Genomic DNA, 22,595 nt, shown 5'->3' on the forward strand with positions numbered 1-22,595 from the left:
GCCCTCACCCCAAGCGGGTGAGGGCGGCTGTCGCTTGAGACTCAGGCCAGCGCCTTCAGCGCGGCCTTGCCGGCGTAGCGGGCACTGTCGCCCAGCTCCTGCTCGATGCGCAGCAGCTGGTTGTACTTGGCGGTGCGGTCCGAGCGGGCCAGCGAGCCAGTCTTGATCTGCCCGCAGTTGGTGGCCACCGCCAGGTCGGCGATGGTCGCGTCCTCGGTCTCGCCCGAGCGGTGGGACATGACGGCGCGATAGCCGGCCTTGTGGGCCATTTCCACCGCATCCAGCGTCTCGGTGAGGGAGCCGATCTGGTTCACCTTCACCAGGATGGCGTTGCCCACGCCGTCCTTGATGCCGCGCGACAGGCGCTCCACATTGGTGACGAACAGGTCGTCGCCCACCAGCTGGCACTTGGAGCCGACCGTGTCGGTGAGGAGCTTCCAGCCCACCCAGTCGTCCTCGGCCATGCCGTCCTCGATGGTGACGATGGGATATTTGGCCACCAGCTCGGCGAGGTAGGCCACCTGAGACTCGATGTCCCGGACAGTGCCTTCACCCTCGTAATTGTACACGCCGTTCTTGAAGAACTCGGTGGAGGCGCAGTCGAGGCCGAGATAGACGTCCTCGCCGGGCTTGAAGCCGGCCTTCTCGATGGCCTTGAGCACGAATTCCAGCGCCGCCTCGGCGGAGGCGAGGTTGGGGGCGAAGCCGCCCTCGTCGCCCACATTGGTGTTGTGGCCGGCGTCCTTCAGGCCCTTCTTCAGGGTGTGGAAGATCTCCGCGCCCCAGCGCAGGCCCTCGGCGAAGGAGGGGGCGCCGGCGGGCAGGATCATGAATTCCTGGAAATCGATGGGGTTGTCCGCGTGGGCGCCGCCATTGATGATGTTCATCATGGGCACCGGCAGCACGCGGGCGTTCACGCCGCCCACATAGCGGTAGAGGGGCAGGCCCTTGGATTCGGCCGCGGCCTTGGCCACCGCCAGCGACACGCCGAGGATGGCGTTGGCGCCCAGGCGGCCCTTGTTGGGCGTGCCGTCGAGGGCGAGAAGGGCGGCGTCGATGTGGGCCTGGTCCTCGGCCTCATAACCGCCGATGGCGTCGAAGATCTCGCCGTTGACCGCATCCACCGCCATGCCGACGCCCTTGCCGAGATAGCGGCTGGCATCGCCGTCGCGCAGCTCCACCGCCTCGTGGGCGCCCGTGGATGCGCCCGAGGGCACGGCGGCGCGGCCGAGCGCGCCGTCTTCCAGCACCACGTCCACTTCCACGGTGGGATTGCCGCGGCTGTCCAGAATTTCGCGTCCGATGATGTCCACGATGGCGGTCATGAAGACTCCTTCCCTGCGTCGAATGGTGCGGCGCAACAAACACAGGATCTGTCGCCGTCCCTGCCCTGCCGCACCCCGGATGCCCAAAGCCCCAGCCTTGCGGGCGTGGTGCTTCTAGCGCGATCTATTGCGCCTGCGAAGGGGGCGTGTGGCGTTCCAGGCGGGCTTCGCCGCAAAACGGCCGGACGGCGGTTGAACATTGTGGTCCGCGCGGGTAGAGCACCCGCTCTTCCGCCGCAGGATCAAGAGATATGACCGATCGCCCGCTGCAGCTCGGCGTCAGCGCCGCCCTGCCCGCCTCGCCGGAGGAGGCGGTGCTCGACCGCGTGCCAAACCCGCATCCGGACGTGGATTATGTGGCGCGCTTCACCTGCCCGGAATTCACCTCGCTCTGCCCGGTGACGGGACAGCCTGATTTCGCTCACATCGTGATCGACTATGTGCCGGACCAGTTCCTGGTGGAGTCCAAGTCGCTGAAGCTGTACCTCGGCAGCTTCCGCAATCATGGCGCGTTCCACGAGGATTGCACCGTGGCGGTGGGCAAGCGGCTGGTAGACTTGCTCAAGCCCCGCTTCCTGCGCATCGCCGGATTCTGGTATCCGCGCGGCGGCATCCCCATCGACGTGTTCTGGCAGACCGGAAAGCTGGCCGAGGGCGTGTGGTTGCCGGATACGGGGGTTGCGCCCTACCGCGGTCGCGGGTGAAGCTATCGACTCCGGAGCCGCCGACGCCAGAAAAACCTGAGCGGCCCGGGGGAGGACGGAGGGCACGGGTTATGCCGAAGCTCATTGTCACCAATGGAGAATCCGCTGCCGAGCGGCTGCGCGCGGCGGGCATCAAGGGCCACATCCTGCCGTGGCAGGACATGCTGCACGACGGGCCGGTGCCGCCGGGCACCGACCTCGAGGAGGTGTCGGACGTGCGCGCCGATTTCCTCTCCCAGGCGCTGGGCCTGCCGTTCGACGAGGTGCGGGCCGATTTCGCCCACCGCGACGCGCAGGTGGAAGTGCACATCGCCTATTCGCAAGTGGAACTGTGGTTCGAGCACGACCTGTTCGACCAGCTCCAGTTGATCCAGCTGCTCTCCTATTTCTCCCACGAGCCGGAACGCATGGGTCTGAGCCTGGTTCAGGCCTCGCACTATCTTGGGGTCATGGCACCCGGCGAGATGCGCGCCCTCGAGGCGCATCGCACGCCGGTCACCCACCTGATGATGGAGACAGCGCGGGAGGCGTGGGAGGCCTTCACCGCCCCCACCCCGCGGCCGCTCGCGACTTTCCTTTCCCGATCGCAGGTGTCCCGCGTCTATGAGGTGCTGCCCCACCTTGCTCCGGCGCTCCATCGGCTTATTGCCGAGTTGCCGGCGCCCAGAAGCGGGCTGTCGCTCACGGAAGAGCGCATCCTGCGGCATCTTCAGGATGGGCCAATGAAGGTGGCGCACCTCTATGCCGCCGTGCATTCCATGGACGAAGCCCAGTTCCTCGCCGACCTGCCGTTCTTTCTGCGGCTCGACGGGCTCGCCTTTGCCCACGAGCCGCTGATTTTCGGCCTGCCCTTCCGCTCCAGCGAGGCGGCCGGCATGCGCTTTTCCCCGGGCGACGAGAGCGCAGCCGAGCGTTCCTATCGGGCCTATGCCTCGGCCGAGATCGCGCTCACGCCCACGGGAGCCGCGGCGCTGAAAGGCGGCTTCGACCACGCCTGCCAGAATGCGGTGGACCGCTCCATCGGCGGCACGCACCTGATGCCCGGCGCCATGTGGCGCTTCGACCGGACCACCGGCAGCCTGGTGCTGCCGAACTAGGCCGGCGCATCCTGTTCCGGCTTCGCCTCCGGCTCGCCATGGGCCTTGAAGGCGGCGAAGGCGAGCACGGTAAGGGGGGTGGCGAGCAAAACGCCAAGGGCGCCGAACACATTGCCGAACGCCACCACCGCGAACAGCGTCACCGCCGGCGGCAGAGAGACCATGCGCTGCTGCAGCAGCGGGGTGATCACATTGCTCTCCGACTGCTGCACGATGACGAAGACCAGCAGCGTCCACAGCCCCGAGTCCATCCCCAGGGTAAGCGCGATGAGCACGGCGGGGGCCGCGGCCACCACCGGCCCGATCATGGGGACGAACTCGGCGAGCCCGGCGAACAGGGCCAGCGCCAGGGCGGAAGGCACCCCCACGATGGTGAGGCCGATGAAGGTGAGCACGCCCACCACCACCATGGCGATGAGCTGGGCCTTCAGGAAATGCCGCAGGTCCTCGGAGATGGCGGCAAGCCGCCGCGCCACCGCCGCCCGCTCCGGCTCGGCCCAGAGCGACAGGAACATGCGCCGGTAGAGGTCCGGCGAGGCAGCGAAATAGATGCCGCCCACCACCACCAGGAAGCTGCCGAGCACCACCTGGAACAGGTTGCTGGTAAGCCCCTGCACCGCCGAGATGACCGTCTCGCCGGAGGGCGCTGCCGCCTCGGCCCGGCGCAGCAGGTCATCGCTCATGCCTTCCAGATGGAAGCGCTTCTCGAAGGCGCTCCAGGCGGCGGGCAGCTCGTTGAACAGCTCGGTCACCTGCACCTGGATGGTCGAGCCGAACAGATAGAGGGTGAGCCCGATGCCGCCGAACACCAGCAGCGCCACCGGGAACACGGCATACCGCTCGGGAAAGCGGGTAAGGCGCGCGAACGGCTCCGCCAGCGCGTGCAGCGCCAGAGACACCAGCACAGCCGCGAACACCTGCAGGATGACATCCACCACCCGGAACGCGAAATAAAACGCCACCGCCACGAGGATCGCCATGGCGACGCGGCGCGCCGCCAGCCAGTCCAACGCCATGCCTCACCTCCCCCGCGCCCCCTCGCAGCCGGAAGGGCAGGCCAATATGGGACATTCGGCACGGCTTGGACACCGCCGCGCTGCCGCGCCGGCCTACCGGGATTGGTAGACGAGGCGGATACCGTCGAGGATGCGGAAAGCCCTGGCATCCTTTGGATCGGCCGCCAGGCGCTGCATGGCACCGTAGGCCTGACGGGCAAGGAAGCCGCGCCAGGAGAGTCGGTCGGCGCGGGATCGGCTTTCCCCCTGCCTATGGTGGCGCAGGCCGGGCTTCAGCGCGGCGCTGATCTCGTCGGTCGGCTCGGCGCCGAGCAGCGGCCACGGCTCTGCGAGCTGATGCTCGGCCCGGGACATGGTGCCTTTCAAGTCGGCGAGCAGCCCATCGAAGGTAACCACGGCGCGCGGTCGGCCACGGGTGGCGCGCTCGCTGTCCAGCGTGTACCGCAGCCAGATGCCGAGCCCTCTGGAAAGACCGAACTTGTCTCTTTTGGCGAGCGAGGCCGCCACCTCCAGCGGGTTGCGCACCGCCAGCAGGGGTGAGACCCGGTAGCCCGCCTCGTCGAGCAGCGGGCCGTAGACGCCCATCAGCCGTGAGATGCGCGGACACTTCAGCACGATGTGGGGCGCAGTCCCGAACTCGTCGGAAAGGGCGCGGCGCATCTCATCGTAAAGTCCGGAACGGCGCGCGACCTCAATGGGCTCCGCCTTCAGCCGCCCAGGCGAATGCCAGGAACCGCCACAGGCCTGCAGCAGCCGTTCGTTGAGATCCACGATGACGAGGGATTCCCAGTAGCCGTCCGCATTCCCCTCGTTGGCTGGCATCAAGGTGCGCGGGGCGCGGAACCCCATGAGATTGACGACGCGGGTGAGAGCCGATGTACCGCTGCGGTGCATGCCCAGCACCAGCACGGCGCGTTTGGCGTTTTCCAAAGCCCAGTTACCCTTGGATTTTGTTCAGCCGCCCCGATAACGCCCGCAGATTTACCATCGTCCCTATGCGGATTCAATCGCGACCACCCCCGGAATGGCCTTGATGGCTCCTGCGATCTGCGGCGAGATGGGATATTTGCCGGGCAGGCTCACTTCCACCTCGGCCCGGGCATCCTCCACCATCAGGATCAGGCTGACCTCGCCGGAGCCCGCATCCCCGGTCTTGCCGTCGGCGAGGCGGCGGGCGATGCCCTCGATGGGCTCGGGGGAGCGCAGGAAGATGCGCAGGCCCTTCTGGTGGCGGGCGGTGACGGGGTCCAGCTTCTCGCAGGAATTGATCCGCACGCGCACGTCCTCGCCGTTCAGCTCGGCTGCCACCATCATCAGCAGCGGCGTGCCCGGCTCCAGCAGGTCGCGATAATGCGCGAGGCCTTCGGAGAAAATCACCGCCTCGTAATGGCCCGAGGGGTCGGAGAGGCCGACGATGCCCATACGGGTGCCGGACTTGGTCCGCCGCTCCTGCTTGGAAACCACGGTGGCAGCGAGCCGCCCCGCCGCGGCGCCCGAGCGCACGGCGCGGGAGAAGTCCGAGAAGGACTGCACCCGCATCTTCTTCAGCGCATCGGCATAATCGTCCAGCGGATGGCCGGTGAGGAAGAAGCCGATGGCGTCATATTCCTTCTGCAGCCGCTCCGAGGGCAGCCAGGGCGCCACCTCCGGAATGGGCAGGGAGACCGCCGAGGGGCCGGAGCCGAACATGTCGTTCTGGCCCGACTGGGCGTTCGCCTCCACGCGCTGGGCCTCGGCCACGATGGATTCGATGGCGGCAAACGCCCGGGCGCGGTTCTTCTCCAGCACGTCGAAGCAGCCGGCGGCCATCAGGCTTTCCAGCGTGCGCTTGTTGACCAGCTTCACCGGCAGGCGCGAGGCGAAATCCGCGAAGCTCCGGAACGGCCGGTCCCCGCGCGCCGCCACCAGCGCGTCCACGGCCGCCCCGCCCACGCCCTTGATGGCGCACATGGCGTAGATGATCTTGCTGTCCTTCACCGCGAACTCGCGGGCCGAGAGGTTGATATTGGGCGGCACCACCTCGATGCCGAGGCGCTGGGCCTCCTGCCGGAATTCCGCGAGCTTGTCCGTGTTGCCCATGTCCAGCGTCATGGAGGCAGCAAGGAATTCGGTGGGGTAGTTCGCCTTCAGCCAGGCCGTCTGGTAGGCGACGATGGCGTAGGCGGCGGCGTGGGATTTGTTGAAGCCGTAGTCGGCGAACTTGGCCAGAAGGTCGAAGATAGTGTCGGCCTGCGCCTTCTCGATGCCCCGCCCAGCGGAGCCGGAGACGAAGCGCTCGCGCTGCTTCTCCATCTCGGCGCGGATCTTCTTGCCCATGGCGCGGCGTAGCAAGTCGGCCTCGCCCAGCGAGTAACCCGCCATGGCCTGGGCGATCTGCATCACCTGTTCCTGGTAGATGATGACGCCGAACGTCTCCTTCAGGTACGGCTCCAGCATGGGATGGAGATAGTCCGGCTTGGCGCGGCCGTGCTTGCAGTCGCAATAGACCGGGATGTTGGCCATGGGGCCGGGCCGGTAGAGCGCCACGAGGGCGATCAGGTCCTCGACCCGGTCGGCCTTCATGTCCACCAGCGCCCGGCGCATGCCCGCGCTTTCCACCTGGAACACGCCCACCGTCTCGCCCTTGCCCAGCATGGCGTAGGTCTTGGGGTCGTCCAGCGGGATCTTGGAGATGTCCAGATCGATGCCGCGCTGGTGGATCAGCTTCACCGCCTTGTCGATGGTGGTCAGCGTCTTCAGGCCGAGGAAGTCGAACTTCACCAGGCCCGCCTGCTCCACCCATTTCATATTGTACTGGGTGACCGGCATGTCGGACTTGGGATCGCGATAGAGCGGCACCAGCTCGTGGAGCTTGCGATCGCCGATCACGATGCCCGCCGCATGGGTGGAGGCGTGGCGGTTGAGACCCTCGAGGCGCACCGCGATGTCGAAGGCGCGCTTCACCACCTCTTCCTGGTCGCGGGAGGCCTGGAGGCGCGGCTCGTCCTCGATGGCCTGCTTCAGCGTGACCGGATTGGCCGGGTTCTGCGGCACCAGCTTGCACAGCTTGTCCACCTGCCCATAGGGCATCTCCAGCACGCGGCCCACATCCCGCAGCACGCCGCGCGCCTGCAGCGTACCGAACGTGATGATCTGCGCCACCTGGGCGCGCCCGTAGCGCTCCTGCACGTAGTGGATCACCTCGTCGCGGCGCTCCTGGCAGAAGTCCACGTCGAAATCGGGCATGGACACGCGGTCCGGGTTCAGGAACCGCTCGAACAGCAGGCCGAACCGGATCGGATCGAGGTCGGTGATCTGGAGCGAATAGGCCACCAGCGAGCCAGCGCCCGATCCACGCCCCGGCCCCACCGGGATATCGTGGGCCTTGGCCCACTTGATGAAGTCCGACACGATGAGGAAGTAGCCGGGGAACTTCATCTTGGTGATGACGGAAAGCTCGTAGGCGAGCCGCTCCTCATAGGTGGCGATGTCCAGCCCGGGCGCCGGCCCGTGCTTTTCGAGGCGCTGGGCGAGGCCCTCCTTCGCCTGCCGCTCCAGCTCGGCGGCCTCCTCGGCCAGGGGATCGCCGTCCCCTCCACCCGAGGTGAAGCGCGGCAGGATGGGCTTCACGGTGCGCACCCGGTAGGCGCAGCGCCGGGCGATCTCCACCGTGTTGGCCGTGGCCTCGGGCAGGTCGGCGAACAGGGCGAGCATTTCCGCGCGGGTCTTGAAGCGGTGCTCGGGCGTCAGCCGGCGCCGGTCGCCTTCCGACAAAAGCCGACCCTCGGCGATGCACAGGAGCCCGTCGTGGGCCTCATAATCGGTCTTGCTGGCGAAGAAGGGCTCGTTGGACGCGACCAGCGGAAGGCCCTTGGCATAGGCCAGTTCCAGCAGCCCGGCTTCGGCGAGGCGCTCGGCGTCGGTGTCGTGGCGCTGAACTTCCACATAGAGCCGGTCGCCGAACAGCGAGGCGAGCAGGTCGAGCCGCTCCGCCGCCAGCTCCGGATGGCCGGACACCAGCGCCTTGTCGATGGGGCCGGCCGGCCCGCCGGTGAGGGCGATGAGGCCGTCATGGGCATCGGCCAGCCAGTCGGGCAGGATGCGCGGCTCGTCCTCGCTGGCGGTTTCAAGAAATGAGCGGGAGACCAGTCGCATCAGGTTGCGCCAGCCCGGCTCCGACTGGGCCAGCAGCACGATGCGCGGCCGCTTGGGCCGGATCGCCCCGCGCGGGCCTGCCGGCTCCGGCAGGTCCAGGGCGAGGGACACACCAGCGATGGGCTGGATGCCGGCGCCCGACATCTTCTCGGAGAATTCCAGCGCGCCGAACAGATTGCCCGTATCGGTGAGCGCAATGGCCGGCTGCGCGTCCGCCTTCACGAGGTCGGCCAGCTTGCCAATGGAAAGCGCCCCCTCCAGCAGCGAATAGGAGGAATGGACGTGAAGATGGATGAAGCCGGGATCGGGCATGGTTTACTTCATTACGGCGGAGCTGAGTCGGTCTGGCACCCCATGGTAACCGGGATGCCAGGCACCGGCACCAACCGGCACGGCCGTCCCCGCTGTTCTCTCAAGTGGTGTCATGGTGATCGCCACGCCATAGCCGAGTGACGGCATGTCTCAATCCTGGTCCACCTCCTGGCTGTTGTGGGCGCTCCTGTCCGCGGCCTTCGCGGCGCTCACTGCCATCTTCGCCAAGGTGGGGGTGGCGCACATCCATTCCGACCTCGCCACGTTGCTGCGCACCGTCGTCATCCTCGCATTGGTGGCGGCGATGGTGGGGTTCGGCGGGTCGTGGCAGGCGCCTGGCGAGATCCCGGCGCGGACGTGGATCTTCCTGATCCTGTCGGGCCTCGCCACCGGAGCGTCGTGGCTGTGCTATTTCCGCGCCTTGAAGCTCGGCGATGCGGCTCGGGTGGCGCCGGTGGACAAGCTGAGCGTGGTGCTGGTCGCCATCTTCGGCGTCATTTTCCTGGGCGAGCGCCTGAGCGCGCTGGCGACCCTCGGCGTGGTCCTCATCGCCGCCGGGGCGGCGCTGGTGGCGCTAGGATAGCGCCCCGGACCCGCCGGCTCAGAAGTGGCTGAAGCTGGCGGCGCCGAGGTCGAGGGGATGGCCTCCGGCATCGGTCACATCAAGGCCGGGCTGCTCCCGCGTCTCGCCGATCAGCGTCACCGGTACGCCGACCCGCGCCGCCTCGGCGGTGAAGACGTGGACCAGGGCATGGGGCACGCATGCCACCACCTCGTAATCGTCCCCGCCAGTGATCGCGGTCCTGAACAGGCCGGCGTCCGCGGCAATGGCAGCCGCAGCGGCGGCCGACACCGGCACCCGCCGCGCCTCGATGCGCCCGCCGCAGCCCGAAGCGGCGAGCATCTTCGCCACGTCGCCGGCAAGCCCGTCGGACACATCCATGGCGGACTTGGCGTAGCGGCGCAGCACCGGTGCGATGGCGAGACGGGGCTGGGGGTGCAGATAGCGGTCCAGCAGATGGCCGCGCTGTTCGTCGCTGAGGCCGGCGAAGGCCGCAGCCTTGCCGTCCTGCCGCAGCCGCAGGCCCAGCGCGGCATCACCGATGGTGCCGGTGACGAGGATGGCCTGGCCGGGCCTTGCCCCCGTGCGCGGCACGAAGGCCCCCTTCGGCACCGAGCCCAAAGCGGTGAGCGTGATGGTGACCGGGCCGGGGGTAGAGACTGTGTCGCCGCCGAGAATGGGGCACAGGTAGCGCCCCGCATCCTCGCCCAGCGCGGCGGCAAAGGCTTCCATCCAGGCGTCGGGCGTGCCCTTGGGCAGGGCCAGCGCCAGCAGGGCGCCGAGCGGGTCGGCGCCCTTGGCGGCAAGGTCGGAGAGGTTCACCCGCAGCGCCTTGCGGGCGATGGAGGCGGGCGGATCGTCGGCGAAGAAATGGACCCCCGCCACCACGGCGTCCTTGGTGAGCACCAAGTCGCAGCCCTCGGGCGGCGTCAGCAGCGCGGCATCATCGAACAGGCCCAAGGCGGCGGACGAACCGGCGATGGGACGCAGGAAGCGCGCGATGAAGCGATCCTCGCCCGATCCCCCTGCCCCGTCGCCGCCTTCCGTCATGTCAGCCGCCCTTGAACTCGTCGGGGCGCAGGTCGTGGGCCAGAGCGTCAAGCACGGCATTGACCATGCCGGTCTCGTCGCGATCGAGGAAGGCGCCGGCCACGTTCACATATTCGGTGATGACCACGCGGGCCGGCACGTCGGGCTTGGCCGACAGCTCGAAGGCGCCGGCGCGCAGCACCGCGCGCAGCACGGCTTCCACCCGCTTCAGCGGCCAGCCCTTGGTGAGGGCATTGTCCACCATGGGGTCGATGCGGCGCTGGTCGTTCAGCACCCCTTCCACCACCGTGCGGAACAGGCGCACGTCGGCCTCGGGGAACTCGACGCCTTCCACCTCCTGGCCCAGCCAGTGGCTCTCAAACTCGGCGAGGATGTCGTTCAGCGGGGTCTGGGCGAGGTCCATCTGGTAGAGCGCCTGCACCGCGCCGAGGCGGGCCGCGCTCTTCTTCATGGGCTTGGCGGGGGCGCCCTGGGAAGCGGTCACGTCCTTCATGCTTCCAGCCGCCGCCGCAGGCGCAGCAGGGTGAGCGCTGCTTCCGCCGCCCCGCCGCCCTTGTTGCCCTCGGAGACACGGGCGCGTTCCCAGGCCTGGGCCTCGGTGTCCACGGTGAGGATGCCGTTGCCCACCGGCAGCGCGTGCGCCATGCCCAGATCCATGAGGCCGCGGGCGGATTCCCCCGCCACGATCTCGAAATGATAGGTTTCGCCGCGGATCACCACGCCGAGGCCGACCACCGCGTCCACCGCATTGCCGGTGATCTCGGCGGCCTCCAGGGCGATCTCGGCAGCGATGGGCACCTCGAGGGCGCCGGGCACGGTGATCACCTCCACCTCGACGCCGGCCGCCTCCAGCACCGCGCGGGCGCCGGCGAGGAGCTCGTCGGCGAGGGCCTCGTAATAGCGGCCTTCCACGATGAGCACCCGGGCGCCTTCAAGGCCGGCATTGAGCGAGGCGTCGCCCGCGCTTTCCTTGCGCGTCGTGACCATGGACTGTCTCTCCAGAACCGTTTGGCACCGCGTGCGGTGCCGGAATTGGTCGCGAGGCGTACTAGGCCCGGGGGAACTCCGCAAGCCGGGCGGCATAGCGGGCCATGAGGTCCACCTCGAAATTGACCGTGTCCCCCGCCTTGACGCCGCCCCAGGTGGTGACCGCGAGCGTATGGGGAATGAGCAGGCAGGAGAAGGTGTTGCCCTCCACCGTATTGACTGTGAGGGAGGTGCCATCGAGGCCCACCGACCCCTTCACCGCGACAAAACGGGCAAGCTGTTCCGGCACCTCGAACACGAAGCGCGTGGTGGAGCCGAGGTCCTCCCGGGACACCACCCTGGCGGTGCTGTCCACGTGCCCGGAAACCATATGGCCGCCCAGCTCGTCGCCCAGCTTCAGTGAGCGCTCCAGATTGATGCGCTGGCCCGGCGTCCATCCGCCCACGGTGGTGATCGCCAGCGTCTCCGGTCCGGCATCCACGGTGAAGAGGGTGCCGCGCGGGCCGCCGGCCGTCACCGAGGTGACGGTGAGGCACACCCCCGCATGGGCGATGGAGGCGCCCACGTCGATCCCCGCCGCCTCATAGGCGGTGGCGATGGTGAGGGTCTTGACCTCCCCCTTCGTCTCCACGGCGACGAGGTCGCCCATGTCGGTGACGATGCCGGTGAACATGTCAGCGTCTCCACAAGCGCACGAGGCGGTCGGCGCCAAGCTCGGCGCGCTCCACCTCGGCGAAGCCCACGGGGGCGAAAAGGCGGCCGAGCGGACGGCCGGCCAGCGCATGATAGGCATCCGGCCCCAGCAGCACCGGGCTGTGGAACACCGCCACCTCGTCCACCAGGCCCGCCTCCAGGAAGGCGGCGGCGGTGGCGGGGCCGCCCTCCACCATCAGCCGGGTGATGCCCAAGAGGCCCAAGAGCTTGAGCACCGCCGGCAGGTGCAGCCGCCCCTCGATGCCGCCGCGAGGGGCGCGCAGCACCTCGACACCCCGTTCCATGAGGGCGGCGGCGCGCTCGGCCGGGGCATCCTCCGCAGCGATCACCCAGACCGGGACATCGCTGGCGGTACGCACCAGGGCGCTTTCAAGCGGAATATCCAGCCCGCTGTCGAGCACGAGGCGCACCGGGGAACGGTCCTCATGGCCTTCCAGCCGGCAGGTGAGCATGGGATCGTCGGCCGTCACCGTGCCGAGGCCCACCAGGATGGCGTCCGCATGGGCGCGCATGAGATGGGCCCGCGCCCGCGCCTCGGGTCCGGTGACCACCGCCGGCCGGGGCCCGGCGAGAGCGGCCTTACCGTCGGCGGAGACCGCCATCTTCAAAAGCACATGGGGCCGGCCTTCGGTGACGCGGCGGATATGGCCGGCATGGTCGGCCAGCGCCTGCTCGGCGCCGACCCCGACGGTCACCCAGATGCCAGCGGCGCGCAGGCGGGCGACGCCGCGCCCCTTTACCCGGTGGTCCGGGTCCTCGATGGCGGCCACCACCCGGCGCACTCCGGCGGCGATCACCGCGCCGGCGCAGGGCGGGGTGCGGCCGTGGTGGGAGCAGGGCTCCAGCGTCACATAAAGCGTCGAGCCCCGCGCCGCCTCCCCCGCCTGGGCAAGGGCGATGGGCTCGGCATGGGGGCGGCCGGTGGGCGCGGTTGCGGCGGCGCCGACGATGTGCGGGCGGCCGTCCACATGCTGCACCACCACGGCGCCCACGGAGGGGTTGGGCCAGGTACGCCCGAGCCCGCTCTGGCCCACCTTCAGGGCCTCGGCCATGAACCGCTCGTCGTCCTCCGGCGAGGTGACGGGATGGGCGGACAGGGGGGACACGCTCATTCGGCGCTCCGGGGCGGCTTGCCGGCGGCCTTCGGCTTGTCCCGGCCGCCTTCAGCCCCGCCCTCGGCTTTCACGTCATCGGACTGTGCCAGTTCGGGCTGGGAGAGCTCGGCCAGCGCGTTCTCGAAATCCTTGGCCTCGCGGAAATCGCGATAGACCGAGGCGAAGCGCACATAGGCCACGTCGTCGAGCTGCTTCAGGCCTTCGATCACCATCTCGCCGATGGTCTGCGAGGTGATGTCGCTATCGCCCATGCTTTCAAGCTGCCGGACGATGCCGGACAGCATGCGCTCCACCCGCTCGCCGTCCACCGGACGCTTGCGCAGGGCCACGTCCACCGAACGGGCGAGCTTGTCGCGATCGAACGGCACGCGCCGGCCGGAGCGCTTCAGCACCATCAGCTCGCGCAGTTGCACGCGCTCGAAGGTGGTGAAGCGGCCGCCGCAATCGGGGCAGATGCGGCGGCGGCGGATGGCCGTGTTGTCTTCCGTCGGCCGGGAATCACGCACCTGCGTATCGAGACCGCCGCAATAGGGACAGCGCATGCTTCACCCTCTCCGGCGCTCAGGCATTTTCGCGCGTGAACACCCGCCCCTCAGGGATAGATGGGGAAGCGGGCGAGCAGGCCCGAGACCTTCTCGCGCACCGCGGCTTCCACCAGCGAATCCTCGTCCACGCCCTTCTGGGAGAGCACGTCCAGCACTTCGGCGATGAAGTCGCCCACCTGCTGGAACTCGGCCACCCCGAAGCCGCGCGTGGTGCAGGCCGGCGTGCCGAGGCGGATGCCGGAGGTCACGAACGGCTTCTCGGGATCGAACGGGATGCCGTTCTTGTTGGTGGTGATGTGCGCCCGGCCCAGCGCGCCTTCCGAGGTCTTGCCGGTGAGGCGCTTGGGGCGCAGGTCCACCAGCATCAGGTGGGTGTCGGTGCCACCGGAGACGATGTTGAAGCCGTGGCCCTTCAGGGTCTCGGCCAGCGCCTTGGCATTCTCCACCACGTTCTTCGCATAGAGCTTGAACTCGGGGCGCAGCGCCTCGCCGAAGGCCACCGCCTTGGCAGCGATGACATGCATCAGCGGCCCGCCCTGGATGCCGGGGAAGATGGCCGAATTGATCTTCTTGGCCAGGTCCTCGTCATTGGTGAGGATCATGCCGCCGCGCGGCCCGCGCAGGGTCTTGTGGGTGGTGGTGGTCACCACGTGGGCGTGGGGGAACGGGCTCGGGTGGGCGCCACCGGCCACCAGGCCGGCAAAATGCGCCATGTCCACCATGAGCTTGGCGCCCACGCTGTCGGCGATGGCGCGCATCTTCGGGAAATCGATGACGCGCGGGTAGGCCGAGCCGCCGGCCACGATGAGCTTGGGCTTGTGCTCGTCGGCGAGCCGCGCCACCTCGTCATAGTCGATGCGCTGATCGTCCTCGCGCACCGTGTAGGGCACGGGCTTGAACCACTTGCCGGACATGTTGACCGGAGAGCCGTGGGTCAGGTGGCCGCCGGCGGCAAGGTTGAGGCCCAGAAAGGTATCGCCCGGCTGCAGCAGGGCGAAGAACACGCCCTGGTTGGCCTGGCTGCCGGAATTGGGCTGGACGTTGGCGAAGCCGCAGCCGAACAGCTTCTTGGCGCGCTCGATGGCGAGGTTTTCCGCCACATCCACGAACTGGCAGCCGCCATAGTAGCGCTTGCCCGGATAGCCCTCGGCATACTTGTTGGTGAGCACGGAGCCCTGGGCCTCGAGCACGGCGCGCGAGACGATGTTCTCGGACGCGATCAGCTCGATCTCGTCGCGCTGGCGACCCAGCTCCGCCTTCACCGCGCCGGCGATCTCGGGATCGCTCTCGGCGAGAGGGGCAGTGAAGAAGCGGTTCATTTCCTCCGAAATGGAGGAGCGGTTCGCGTCCTGCGAGGCCATGGCAGGTCTCCGGTAATGTCGGGGCACCCCGGCGGGACGCGTGTTCCAGCGGCCCTCAGGAGCGGACCCTGCGCTTATCACAGGGTCGAGGTGAAGTCCAAAGCCCGGGCATGCGGCGGCAGCGTCGCAGCCCTGCGCCGGCTACGGATGTAGGCCGGCGCAGGGTGCCGGCTCACCGCGAGGTGAAGTTGATCGGTACCGAGAAGGTCAGCGGCTTGCCGTCCGGAGGCGCGGGAAAGGGTGAGGCGCGCTGCGCCATGGCTACCGCCTCCCGGTCCAGCACCTCGTTCCCCGACCTGTTCAACAGCCTCACGCTCGTGACCGAGCCCGACGCACTGAGGGAGATGGAGACGCTCGGCCGGCCCAGAAGGCTACCCTGCGGGCGCTTGTAGCGATTGAGATGGGCCGAGGCCCGCGAGCGCCAGTCCGCCAGCGCCGCCGAACGCACGGCGGCGGCCCCCGGAGAGGGCGCGGCGGTGGCCTGAGCCGCCGGCGCATCCGAGCGTGGCGCGGCGGTGGTGGCCGGGGCCGACGCTCGCCGGGTCGGCTTGGCGTCCTTCTTCGGCTTCTCTACCTTTTCCTTGGGCGGCTGCTTTACCACTTCCTTTTTCGGCTCAGGCTTGGGCAGCACCACCTCAGCCTGTTCCTTGGATGGCTCCACCTCCGGCAGCTTTTCCACCACCTCGTTCACCACCGGCTCCGGCGGCGGCGCGGCCTCGGCCGGGATGTCCGGCGCATTGGGTACGGATTCGGGCGCCTGGACCATCTGCGGTCCGGGGGCGGCATCCTCCACCTGCTGCTGCTCGCTCACCGCCAACGGGGCCAGTTCGATCATGATCGCGGCGGGCGGCGCCGATTCGCCGACCTCCACCTTGCGCCAGAACAGCGCCGCATAGACCGCCACCGCGTGGACCGTGATGATGACCAGCGCGCCGGCGGCGAGCCGCAGCACCGTGTCACGGACGTGGTTGCGGTCGAAATCGTGCCAGTGATGGACCGCGCTCACGGCCGCGCCCCCGGGGCGGTCGCTGGCGCGGGGGCTGTGGCTGGCGCATTGGGTGCCGGGGGCACGGGCGCCGCCTCCCCTTCCAGGCCCACCAGCGCCACCTTGAGGTAGCCGGCCGAGCGCAGCAGGTTCATCACCTCCATCACGTCGCCGAAGGGCACCGCCTTGTCGGCGCGCACGAACACCCGCTGCTGGCGGTCGCCGGAGGTCTTGCCGTCGAGCGCCTGGCCGAGCAAAGGCCGCTCCAGCACATCATCCCCCAGCGCCAGCGACAGGTCCTTCTTCACGGTGAGGAACAGGGGCTTGTCCGGCCGGGGCTGGGGCTGGGCGTTGGAGGCCGGCAGGTCCACCTTCACGTCCACCGTGGCGAGCGGGGCCGCCACCATGAAGATGATGAGCAGCACCAGCATCACGTCGATGAAGGGCGTGACGTTGATTTCGTGATTCTCGGCGAGGTCGTCCCCGCCGCCATGGTCGAGCTTGGCGGCCATGGTGCCTCACTCCGCAGCGGCGTGCAGGCGGCGGGGCTCCATGCCGCTGGCCGCCCGGTCGAGATCGCGGGACAGATGGCGCATGACCTCGGCCGATGTGTCGGCGAGCCGGGCCTTCTGGGCGGCGATGGCGCGGGCGAACAGATTGTAGATCACCACGGCCGGAATGGCCGCGACGAGGCCGAGGGCGGTGGCCAGCAGCGCCTCGGCGATGCCCGGCGCCACCACGGCGAGATTGGTGGTCTGGGCCTTCGAGATGCCGATGAAGGCATTCATGATGCCCCATACGGTGCCGAACAGGCCCACGAACGGGGCTGTGGCGCCGATGGTGGCGAGCACGCCGGTGCCGCCCGACAGGCGACGACCGGCCCGCGCCTCGATCCGGCTGAGGGCGACGGCGACGCGCTCCTTGATGCCCTCCACGGGCAACCCCTCGGAGACTTTCCATTCGGCGAGGGCGGCCTTGACGGTGGCGGGCGCGGCGCCCCGGTCCTTGGGCATGGCCGCCGCAGCATCGAACAGGGTCGGCGCAGCCTGAAGCGCATCCAGCGTGCGCGCCACGGCGCGGCGGGCGAACACCAGTTCCAGCGACTTGGCGAACCACACGGTCCAGGTCACGAGAGAGGCGAAGGCAAGCCCCACCATCACCGCCTTCACCACCAGGTCGGCCGCCATGAACATGCCCCATGGGGACAGATCATGCGGCAGCCGGGCGTCGATGGACGGGCTCTCCGGGGCGGGAGCGTGCTCGGCGGCGTGATCAGGGGCCGCAACCGACGCCGGCGCCTCAGAAGGCGTGGCTGCGGCTGGAGAGGCGGTTGGCGCACTCGGGGCCGGTGCAGCAGCTGCGGGCTGTTCGGCGGGCGCGGTGGGCTGGGCGAGGGATAGGCCCGGCAAAAGCACGAGGGCGAGGAACAACAGAGCAGCGCCAGCAGGCACCTGGAACAGGGCACGCCAAAACGGCATGCGCAACATCAAGCAAACAGGCATCGCGCGTCACCAATCAAATGTGCAAGACTTGCTGGCGATCCCTGGCAACGGGGTTGGCTGGCTGCCTCCTTTATAAGCCCATTCGGCGCGGACGCTAACCCTTAAGAACTTCTCAGGTCTAGCGGCTGCATGCCGCAGGGAGATGTGCACGGCCATGGCAACAACATTGCCGCGTATTCCCTGACGGAACTTGAGGGGCATCGGGTGCGGCCGAAGTCGGCGTCCGCGCTTGCGCGAACGGAACCCGGCGTGATCCGGGTTCCGACGTTGCCACCATGCGGGCGCGGCGCCCGCTCAGGCCGTCTTGTCGAACAGCTGGCGGCCGATGAGCATGCGGCGGATCTCGCTGGTGCCGGCGCCGATCTCGTAGAGCTTGGCGTCGCGCAGCAGGCGGCCCGTGGGATAGTCGTTGATATAGCCGTTGCCGCCCAGGGTCTGGATGGCTTCCAGCGCCATCCAGGTGGCCTTTTCCGCCGCATAGAGGATGGCGCCCGCTGCGTCCTCGCGGGTGGTGGCGCCACGGTCGCAGGCCTTGGCCACGGCATAGACGTAAGCCTTGGTGGCATTCATGGTCACATACATGTCGGCGATCTTGCCCTGCATCAGCTGGAACGTGCCGATCGGCTGGCCGAACTGCTTGCGCTCGTGGACATAGGGCAGGACGATATCCATGCACGCCTGCATGATGCCCGTGGGGCCGCCCGCCAGCACCGCGCGCTCATAATCGAGCCCGCTCATGAGCACGTTGACGCCCCGGCCCACGGCGCCGAGCACATTCTCCTCGGGCACCTCGCAATCCTGAAACACCAGCTCGCCGGTGTCGGAGCCGCGCATACCCAGCTTGTCCAGCTTCTGGGCGGTGGAGAAGCCGGGAAAGTCCCTCTCCACCAGGAAGGCGGTCATGCCCTTGGGGCCGGCGGCCGGATCGGTCTTGGCATAAACCACCAGGGTCTCGGCGATGGGGCCGTTTGTGATCCACATCTTGGAGCCGTTGAGGATGTAGCGGTCGCCCTTCTTGTCGGCGCGGGTGCGCATGGAGACCACGTCCGACCCCGCCCCCGGCTCCGACATGGCGAGCGCACCCACATGCTCGCCGGAAATCAGCTTGGGCAGGTACTTGGCCTTCTGCTCGGCGGTGCCGTTGCGGCTGATCTGGTTGACGCACAAATTGGAGTGCGCGCCATAGGACAGGCCCACCGAGGCCGAGGCGCGGGAAATCTCTTCCATGGCGATGACGTGCTCAAGATAGCCAAGGCCCGATCCGCCATATTCCTCCTCCGCCGTGACGCCGAGCAGGCCCAGCGCGCCGAGCTTGGGCCACAGGTCGCGGGGAAACTGGTTGGTCCTGTCGATCTCGGCGGCGCGCGGGGCGATCTCGGCGTCCGAGAACGAACGCACGGTGTCGCGCAGCATGTCGGCGGTCTCGCCGAGGTCGAAATCGAAGCCGGCTTGGCTGTTCGGCAGCATCTTGTTGTCCCTCCCACGCTCCCCGGATCTTATTGCACCGGGCGCAGGCGCCAGCGGGGAAGCGGCCCTAGAATAAAACGGTTGTCCGTTTATTCAATGGGGTTGGGCGGGAGTCTTTGGTTCCCCGGATCAGCGCTCAGGCTGCGCCGTCGCTTGTCCGGGGCACATCCCTACCCTGCCCACACGGGAATATCTCCCCGCGCCCAGCCGTCCTTCACCCCCGCCACATAATCGGCGTACCGCCCCTCGGCGATGGCGGCGCGGGCGCCGGCCATGAGCTGCTCGTAATAATGGACATTGGCCCAGGTGAGCAGCATGGAGCCCAGCATCTCCTCGCAGCGCACGAGGTGGTGGAGGTAGGCGCGGGAATAGTCTCGCAGGGCCGGGCAGTCGCTTTCCTCGTCCAGCGGACGGGGGTCCTCGGCGTGGCGGGCGTTCTTAAGATTGATGCGGCCGAAGCGGGTGAAGGCAAGCGCATGCCGGCCGGAACGGGTGGGCATCACGCAGTCGAACATGTCGATGCCGCGCGCCACCGATTCCAGCAGGTCGTCCGGCGTGCCCACGCCCATCAGGTAGCGTGGCTTCATCGCCGGCAGATGCGGCTCCACCGTCTCGATCATGGCGAGCATGACCTCCTGCGGCTCGCCCACCGCAAGGCCGCCGATGGAATAGCCGGGGAAGTCCATGTCCGCCAGAGCGCGGGCCGATTCCACCCGCAGCGCAGGCACCGCCCCGCCCTGCACGATGCCGAACAGCGCCCGGCCCTTCGGCTGCGCCTCGAACGCGCGCTTGGAGCGCTCGGCCCAGCGCAGCGACAGGCGCATGGCGCGCGCGGCCTCTTCATCGGTGCAGGGCAGGCGCACGCATTCGTCCAGCTGCATCTGGATATCGGCGCCGAGCAGTCCCTGGATCTCCACCGAGCGCTCGGGGCTCATCTCGAAATAGGCGCCGTCCACATGGGAGCGGAAGGTGACCCCCTGCTCGCTCATCTTGCGCAGGCTCGACAGGCTCATGACCTGGAAGCCGCCGGAATCGGTCAGGATCGGCCCGTCCCACCGCATGAAGCTGTGCAGCCCGCCGAGCTTTGCGATCCGCTCGGCGCCAGGGCGCAGCATGAGGTGGTAGGTGTTGGCGAGGACGATGTCGGCGCCGGTCTCTTTCACCTGGTCGAAATAGAGCCCCTTCACGGTGGCCGCCGTGCCCACCGGCATGAAAGCCGGCGTGCGGATGGCGCCGCGCGGGGTCGAGACGAAGCCGGTGCGGGCGGCGCCGTCGGTGGCGGAGAGGGTGAAGGAGAAGGTGTCGACAGGAGTGTGGGCGGTCATGGCCCGCCTTCTGGCAGAAGCAGGCACGCATCGCCATAGGAATAGAAGCGATAGCCGGCCGCGATGGCGTGCGCATAGGCGCGCTTCTGTTCCTCGTGCCCCACGAAGGCGGCCACCAGCATCACCAGTGTCGAGCGCGGCAGGTGGAAGTTGGTGAGCATGCCGTCCACCGCCCGGAAGCGATAGCCGGGGGTGATGAAGATGTCGGTCTCCCCCACGAAGGGGCGGATGAGGCCGTCTTCCCCCGTCGCGCTCTCGATCAGCCGGGTGGAGGTGGAGCCCACGGTGAAGATGCGCCCGCCCTTGGCCTTCACCGCATTGAGGGCGGCGGCGGTGTCGGCGCTCACCTCGCCCCATTCGGCGTGCATGCGATGGCCGGAGGTGTCCTCCGCCTTCACCGGCAGGAAGGTGCCCGCCCCCACATGCAGCGTCACCGTGTGCATTCCGGCCCCGGTGGCAGCAATGCGGGCCAGAAGCTCGGGGGTGAAATGCAGGCTCGCCGTGGGCGCGGCCACGGAGCCCGAGACGCGGGCGAACAGGGTCTGGTAGTCGGCGCGGTCGCGGTCGTCCTCGGCGCGCCGGGCGGCGATATAGGGCGGGATGGGCATGTGCCCGACCGCCGTCACCGCCTCGTCCAGTGCCGCTCCGGCGAGATCAAAGGCGAGGATGACCGAGCCGTCGTCCTCCTTGGCCGCGATCTGCGCATCGAGGGCACCGAGCAGGCAGGCGCTCCCCTCCCCGCCGAAGCGCACGCGGTCGCCCACGCGCAGGCGCTTGCCCGGCTTGGCGAAGGCCTGCCAGCGCGAGGCATCCAGCCGCTTGATGAGGTTCGCCTCGATGCGCACGGCGGAGCCGCCATCCCGCTCGCGCACGCCTTCAAGGGCGGCGGGGATGACGCGGGTGTCGTTGACCACCAGCGCGTCGTTGGCGGTGATGAAATCCGGCAGGTCGCGGACCTTCAGGTCGGACAGTTCCGGCGCCCCGCCCGGACGTACCACCAGCATCCGCGCCGCGTCGCGCGGCTCGGCCGGGCGCAGGGCGATGTGCTCCTCCGGGAGATCGAAGTCGAAGGCGTCAACGCGCATGGGATCGGGCTGCTGGCTCGTTTGGCGGGAATCGCGGCGGGATCAGAAGATGGCGACCGCGCCCTGGTAGATGGCCCAGCTCATGGCGGCCGTGATCAGCAGCCCCAGCACCGTCGCGCCGAAGCCGGCGAGGATCACGAGGCCGTCCCGCTCCACCAGCCCGAGGCCGAAGATGCACACGGCAAAGCCGGGCGGCAGGTTGCCGAGGAAGGGAATGGGCAGAAGCAGGATGAAGCCCAGCAACACCACCGTCGCCCCCACCACACGGCGGGCGGTGGGGCCGGCAAACTGCTCATAGCGCGGCCGGGAGAGCTTCTCGAAACGCTCGATCCAGGGCCTTGAGCGGGTGACGATGCTCTCCAGCATGGCCCGCGAAAAGGTGCGCCGGGCGATGCGCTCCGGCAGCCACAATTCCTGCCGACCCATGGCCATCTGCAGGCCGATGAGACCGAGGATGGTGCCGCAGATCACCGGAATGCCGGGAGGCATGGGGATGCAGTTGGGAATGCCGAAGATGAGAAAGAGAATGCCGAAGGCGCGATTGCGCAAGGCGTTCACGAGGTCGCCAATGGCCACCTTGTCCTCTTCCTGGGCGGCAAGGACGGCGGCAAGCAGTTCGGACGTTCGGGGCGTGCGGTGATCCAACGGGACCTCGTTTCCATGGGTCACCTTAACTCTTAGCATCGTGAAAACGGCGGTGTCAGGGCGTCGAAGCCGCACGCCCCGCCCGCGTCCACACAACGATGACGCCCCCGCGCGCCCTCAGGCCGCTGGCGAGGGGCGGCGGGCAAGCAGCGGTGTGTCACGCTCGGCATGGAGGATACGGTTGACGTCGAGCGCCGCCAGCGCTCCCGCTTCGGGCACAAGGCCCTGCGCCCGCAGCGCCAGATAGCGCCCGCAGCACACCCGCAGGAAGGATGTGAAATTGTCGATGTCCCGGCCGGCCTCGGCCTTCTCGTCATAGAGCCGCGCCAGCAGCCGGTTCACGGAGAGGCCGTCGCGGGCGGCGATGTCCTCGATCACGTTCCAGAAGAAGGCTTCCAGCCGCACGCTGGTGCTGAAGCCGTTGAGGCGCAGCGCCCGGGTCTCCTGGACCCAAAGGGCGGCATCGGCCTCACTGAACAAACGGCACATGGGATGATCCTCCCGCTCACCTGCACCATGATACTGGAGACTCGTGAGCCGCGAGCTCTGGTCTGCCGGTGTGGCGATTGAGCGTACCCAATCAACATCGGTCAATGACAAAAGGCCGATGGTCTGAGATCGACCGGGCGGCCGGCATACGCGCAACCCCCGCGGTGCGCGTATG

At 68.5% G+C, this 22,595-nt stretch carries 22 protein-coding genes; 3 read left to right on the forward strand and 19 right to left on the reverse strand.

Annotated elements, in window-relative coordinates; all coding sequences use genetic code 11:
- Positions 1 to 41: 41 nt before the first annotated feature.
- Positions 42 to 1,325, reverse strand: a complete 1,284-nt coding sequence (eno, locus tag V5F66_RS05010; protein WP_282639228.1) for a phosphopyruvate hydratase — start codon at positions 1,323 to 1,325, stop codon at positions 42 to 44.
- A gap of 251 nt (positions 1,326 to 1,576) precedes the next feature.
- On the opposite strand from eno, the gene queF reads away from it, so the two are divergent.
- Both queF and V5F66_RS05020 read left to right on the forward strand, forming a co-directional pair.
- Complete coding sequence (gene queF / locus V5F66_RS05015; RefSeq protein WP_394093384.1) at positions 1,577 to 2,029, forward strand: preQ(1) synthase; 453 nt, start codon at positions 1,577 to 1,579, stop codon at positions 2,027 to 2,029.
- Positions 2,030 to 2,100: 71 nt separating this feature from the next.
- Complete coding sequence (locus V5F66_RS05020) at positions 2,101 to 3,126, forward strand: hypothetical protein (RefSeq protein WP_394002211.1); 1,026 nt, start codon at positions 2,101 to 2,103, stop codon at positions 3,124 to 3,126.
- Here V5F66_RS05020 and V5F66_RS05025 read toward each other — a convergent pair.
- The 3 genes from V5F66_RS05025 to dnaE all read right to left on the reverse strand — a co-directional run bounded on the left by V5F66_RS05025 (position 3,123) and on the right by dnaE (position 8,588).
- Positions 3,123 to 4,142 carry an AI-2E family transporter gene (locus tag V5F66_RS05025; protein WP_394093385.1) on the reverse strand — a complete coding sequence of 340 codons (1,020 nt, stop codon included), beginning with the start codon at positions 4,140 to 4,142 and terminating at the stop codon, positions 3,123 to 3,125. The genes V5F66_RS05020 and V5F66_RS05025 overlap by 4 nt on opposite strands.
- A gap of 93 nt (positions 4,143 to 4,235) precedes the next feature.
- Positions 4,236 to 5,072, reverse strand: a complete 837-nt coding sequence (locus V5F66_RS05030) for a sulfotransferase family protein (RefSeq protein WP_394093386.1) — start codon at positions 5,070 to 5,072, stop codon at positions 4,236 to 4,238.
- A 63-nt stretch (positions 5,073 to 5,135) separates the two neighbouring features.
- Positions 5,136 to 8,588: a DNA polymerase III subunit alpha gene (dnaE, locus tag V5F66_RS05035; RefSeq protein ID WP_394093387.1), complete on the reverse strand. Its 3,453-nt coding sequence runs from the start codon at positions 8,586 to 8,588 to the stop codon at positions 5,136 to 5,138.
- 145 nt (positions 8,589 to 8,733) lie between these two features.
- Here dnaE and V5F66_RS05040 point away from each other — a divergent pair, with 145 nt between their 5' ends.
- Positions 8,734 to 9,171, forward strand: a complete 438-nt coding sequence (locus V5F66_RS05040) for an EamA family transporter (protein ID WP_394093388.1) — start codon at positions 8,734 to 8,736, stop codon at positions 9,169 to 9,171.
- Between the two features lie 18 nt (positions 9,172 to 9,189).
- Here V5F66_RS05040 and thiL read toward each other — a convergent pair whose 3' ends face one another.
- The 15 genes from thiL to V5F66_RS05115 all read right to left on the reverse strand — a co-directional run bounded on the left by thiL (position 9,190) and on the right by V5F66_RS05115 (position 22,420).
- Positions 9,190 to 10,200, reverse strand: a complete 1,011-nt coding sequence (thiL, locus tag V5F66_RS05045) for a thiamine-phosphate kinase (protein ID WP_394093389.1) — start codon at positions 10,198 to 10,200, stop codon at positions 9,190 to 9,192.
- A 1-nt stretch (position 10,201) separates the two neighbouring features.
- Entirely contained in the window at positions 10,202 to 10,693 is a 492-nt protein-coding gene (gene nusB / locus V5F66_RS05050; RefSeq protein ID WP_012116250.1) for a transcription antitermination factor NusB, read from the reverse strand.
- A complete protein-coding gene (ribH, locus tag V5F66_RS05055) occupies positions 10,690 to 11,187 on the reverse strand; it encodes a 6,7-dimethyl-8-ribityllumazine synthase (RefSeq protein ID WP_012116249.1) in 498 nt (165 codons plus the stop codon). The genes nusB and ribH overlap by 4 nt, the downstream gene beginning before the upstream one ends.
- A gap of 61 nt (positions 11,188 to 11,248) precedes the next feature.
- Complete coding sequence (locus tag V5F66_RS05060) at positions 11,249 to 11,860, reverse strand: riboflavin synthase (RefSeq protein WP_012116248.1); 612 nt, start codon at positions 11,858 to 11,860, stop codon at positions 11,249 to 11,251.
- 1 nt (position 11,861) lies between these two features.
- Positions 11,862 to 13,013 carry a bifunctional diaminohydroxyphosphoribosylaminopyrimidine deaminase/5-amino-6-(5-phosphoribosylamino)uracil reductase RibD gene (gene ribD / locus V5F66_RS05065; protein WP_012116247.1) on the reverse strand — a complete coding sequence of 384 codons (1,152 nt, stop codon included), beginning with the start codon at positions 13,011 to 13,013 and terminating at the stop codon, positions 11,862 to 11,864.
- Positions 13,010 to 13,558, reverse strand: coding sequence for a transcriptional regulator NrdR (gene nrdR, locus V5F66_RS05070; RefSeq protein ID WP_394093390.1), 549 nt, complete (start codon positions 13,556 to 13,558; stop codon positions 13,010 to 13,012). Before nrdR ends, ribD begins: the two co-directional genes overlap by 4 nt.
- Positions 13,559 to 13,608: 50 nt before the next feature.
- Positions 13,609 to 14,922, reverse strand: coding sequence for a serine hydroxymethyltransferase (gene glyA / locus V5F66_RS05075; RefSeq protein WP_394002195.1), 1,314 nt, complete (start codon positions 14,920 to 14,922; stop codon positions 13,609 to 13,611).
- 172 nt (positions 14,923 to 15,094) lie between these two features.
- Complete coding sequence (locus V5F66_RS05080; protein WP_394093391.1) at positions 15,095 to 15,928, reverse strand: energy transducer TonB family protein; 834 nt, start codon at positions 15,926 to 15,928, stop codon at positions 15,095 to 15,097.
- Positions 15,925 to 16,419 (reverse strand): TonB system transport protein ExbD, encoded by a 495-nt coding sequence (gene exbD / locus V5F66_RS05085; protein WP_394002191.1) that lies wholly within the window; start codon positions 16,417 to 16,419, stop codon positions 15,925 to 15,927. Before exbD ends, V5F66_RS05080 begins: the two co-directional genes overlap by 4 nt.
- 6 nt (positions 16,420 to 16,425) lie before the next feature.
- The gene (gene exbB, locus V5F66_RS05090) at positions 16,426 to 17,394 is read right to left on the reverse strand and encodes a tonB-system energizer ExbB (protein ID WP_394093564.1); all 969 of its coding nucleotides are present in this window, start codon (positions 17,392 to 17,394) and stop codon (positions 16,426 to 16,428) included.
- A gap of 309 nt (positions 17,395 to 17,703) precedes the next feature.
- On the reverse strand, positions 17,704 to 18,876 hold the full coding sequence (locus V5F66_RS05095; RefSeq protein ID WP_394005634.1) for an isovaleryl-CoA dehydrogenase: 1,173 nt from the start codon (positions 18,874 to 18,876) through the stop codon (positions 17,704 to 17,706).
- Between the two features lie 170 nt (positions 18,877 to 19,046).
- Positions 19,047 to 20,201 carry a tRNA guanosine(34) transglycosylase Tgt gene (tgt, locus tag V5F66_RS05100; RefSeq protein WP_394093392.1) on the reverse strand — a complete coding sequence of 385 codons (1,155 nt, stop codon included), beginning with the start codon at positions 20,199 to 20,201 and terminating at the stop codon, positions 19,047 to 19,049.
- Positions 20,198 to 21,286, reverse strand: a complete 1,089-nt coding sequence (gene queA / locus V5F66_RS05105; RefSeq protein ID WP_394093393.1) for a tRNA preQ1(34) S-adenosylmethionine ribosyltransferase-isomerase QueA — start codon at positions 21,284 to 21,286, stop codon at positions 20,198 to 20,200. The genes tgt and queA overlap by 4 nt, the downstream gene beginning before the upstream one ends.
- A 42-nt stretch (positions 21,287 to 21,328) precedes the next feature.
- Positions 21,329 to 21,931 (reverse strand): exopolysaccharide biosynthesis protein, encoded by a 603-nt coding sequence (locus V5F66_RS05110; RefSeq protein WP_012116238.1) that lies wholly within the window; start codon positions 21,929 to 21,931, stop codon positions 21,329 to 21,331.
- 117 nt (positions 21,932 to 22,048) lie between these two features.
- Positions 22,049 to 22,420, reverse strand: coding sequence for a ribbon-helix-helix domain-containing protein (locus tag V5F66_RS05115; protein ID WP_012116237.1), 372 nt, complete (start codon positions 22,418 to 22,420; stop codon positions 22,049 to 22,051).
- Between the last annotated feature and the right edge of the window lie 175 nt (positions 22,421 to 22,595).

The sequence above is a fragment of the Xanthobacter versatilis genome (assembly GCF_043193975.1).
In the GTDB taxonomy this organism is placed as follows: domain Bacteria; phylum Pseudomonadota; class Alphaproteobacteria; order Rhizobiales; family Xanthobacteraceae; genus Xanthobacter; species Xanthobacter autotrophicus_E.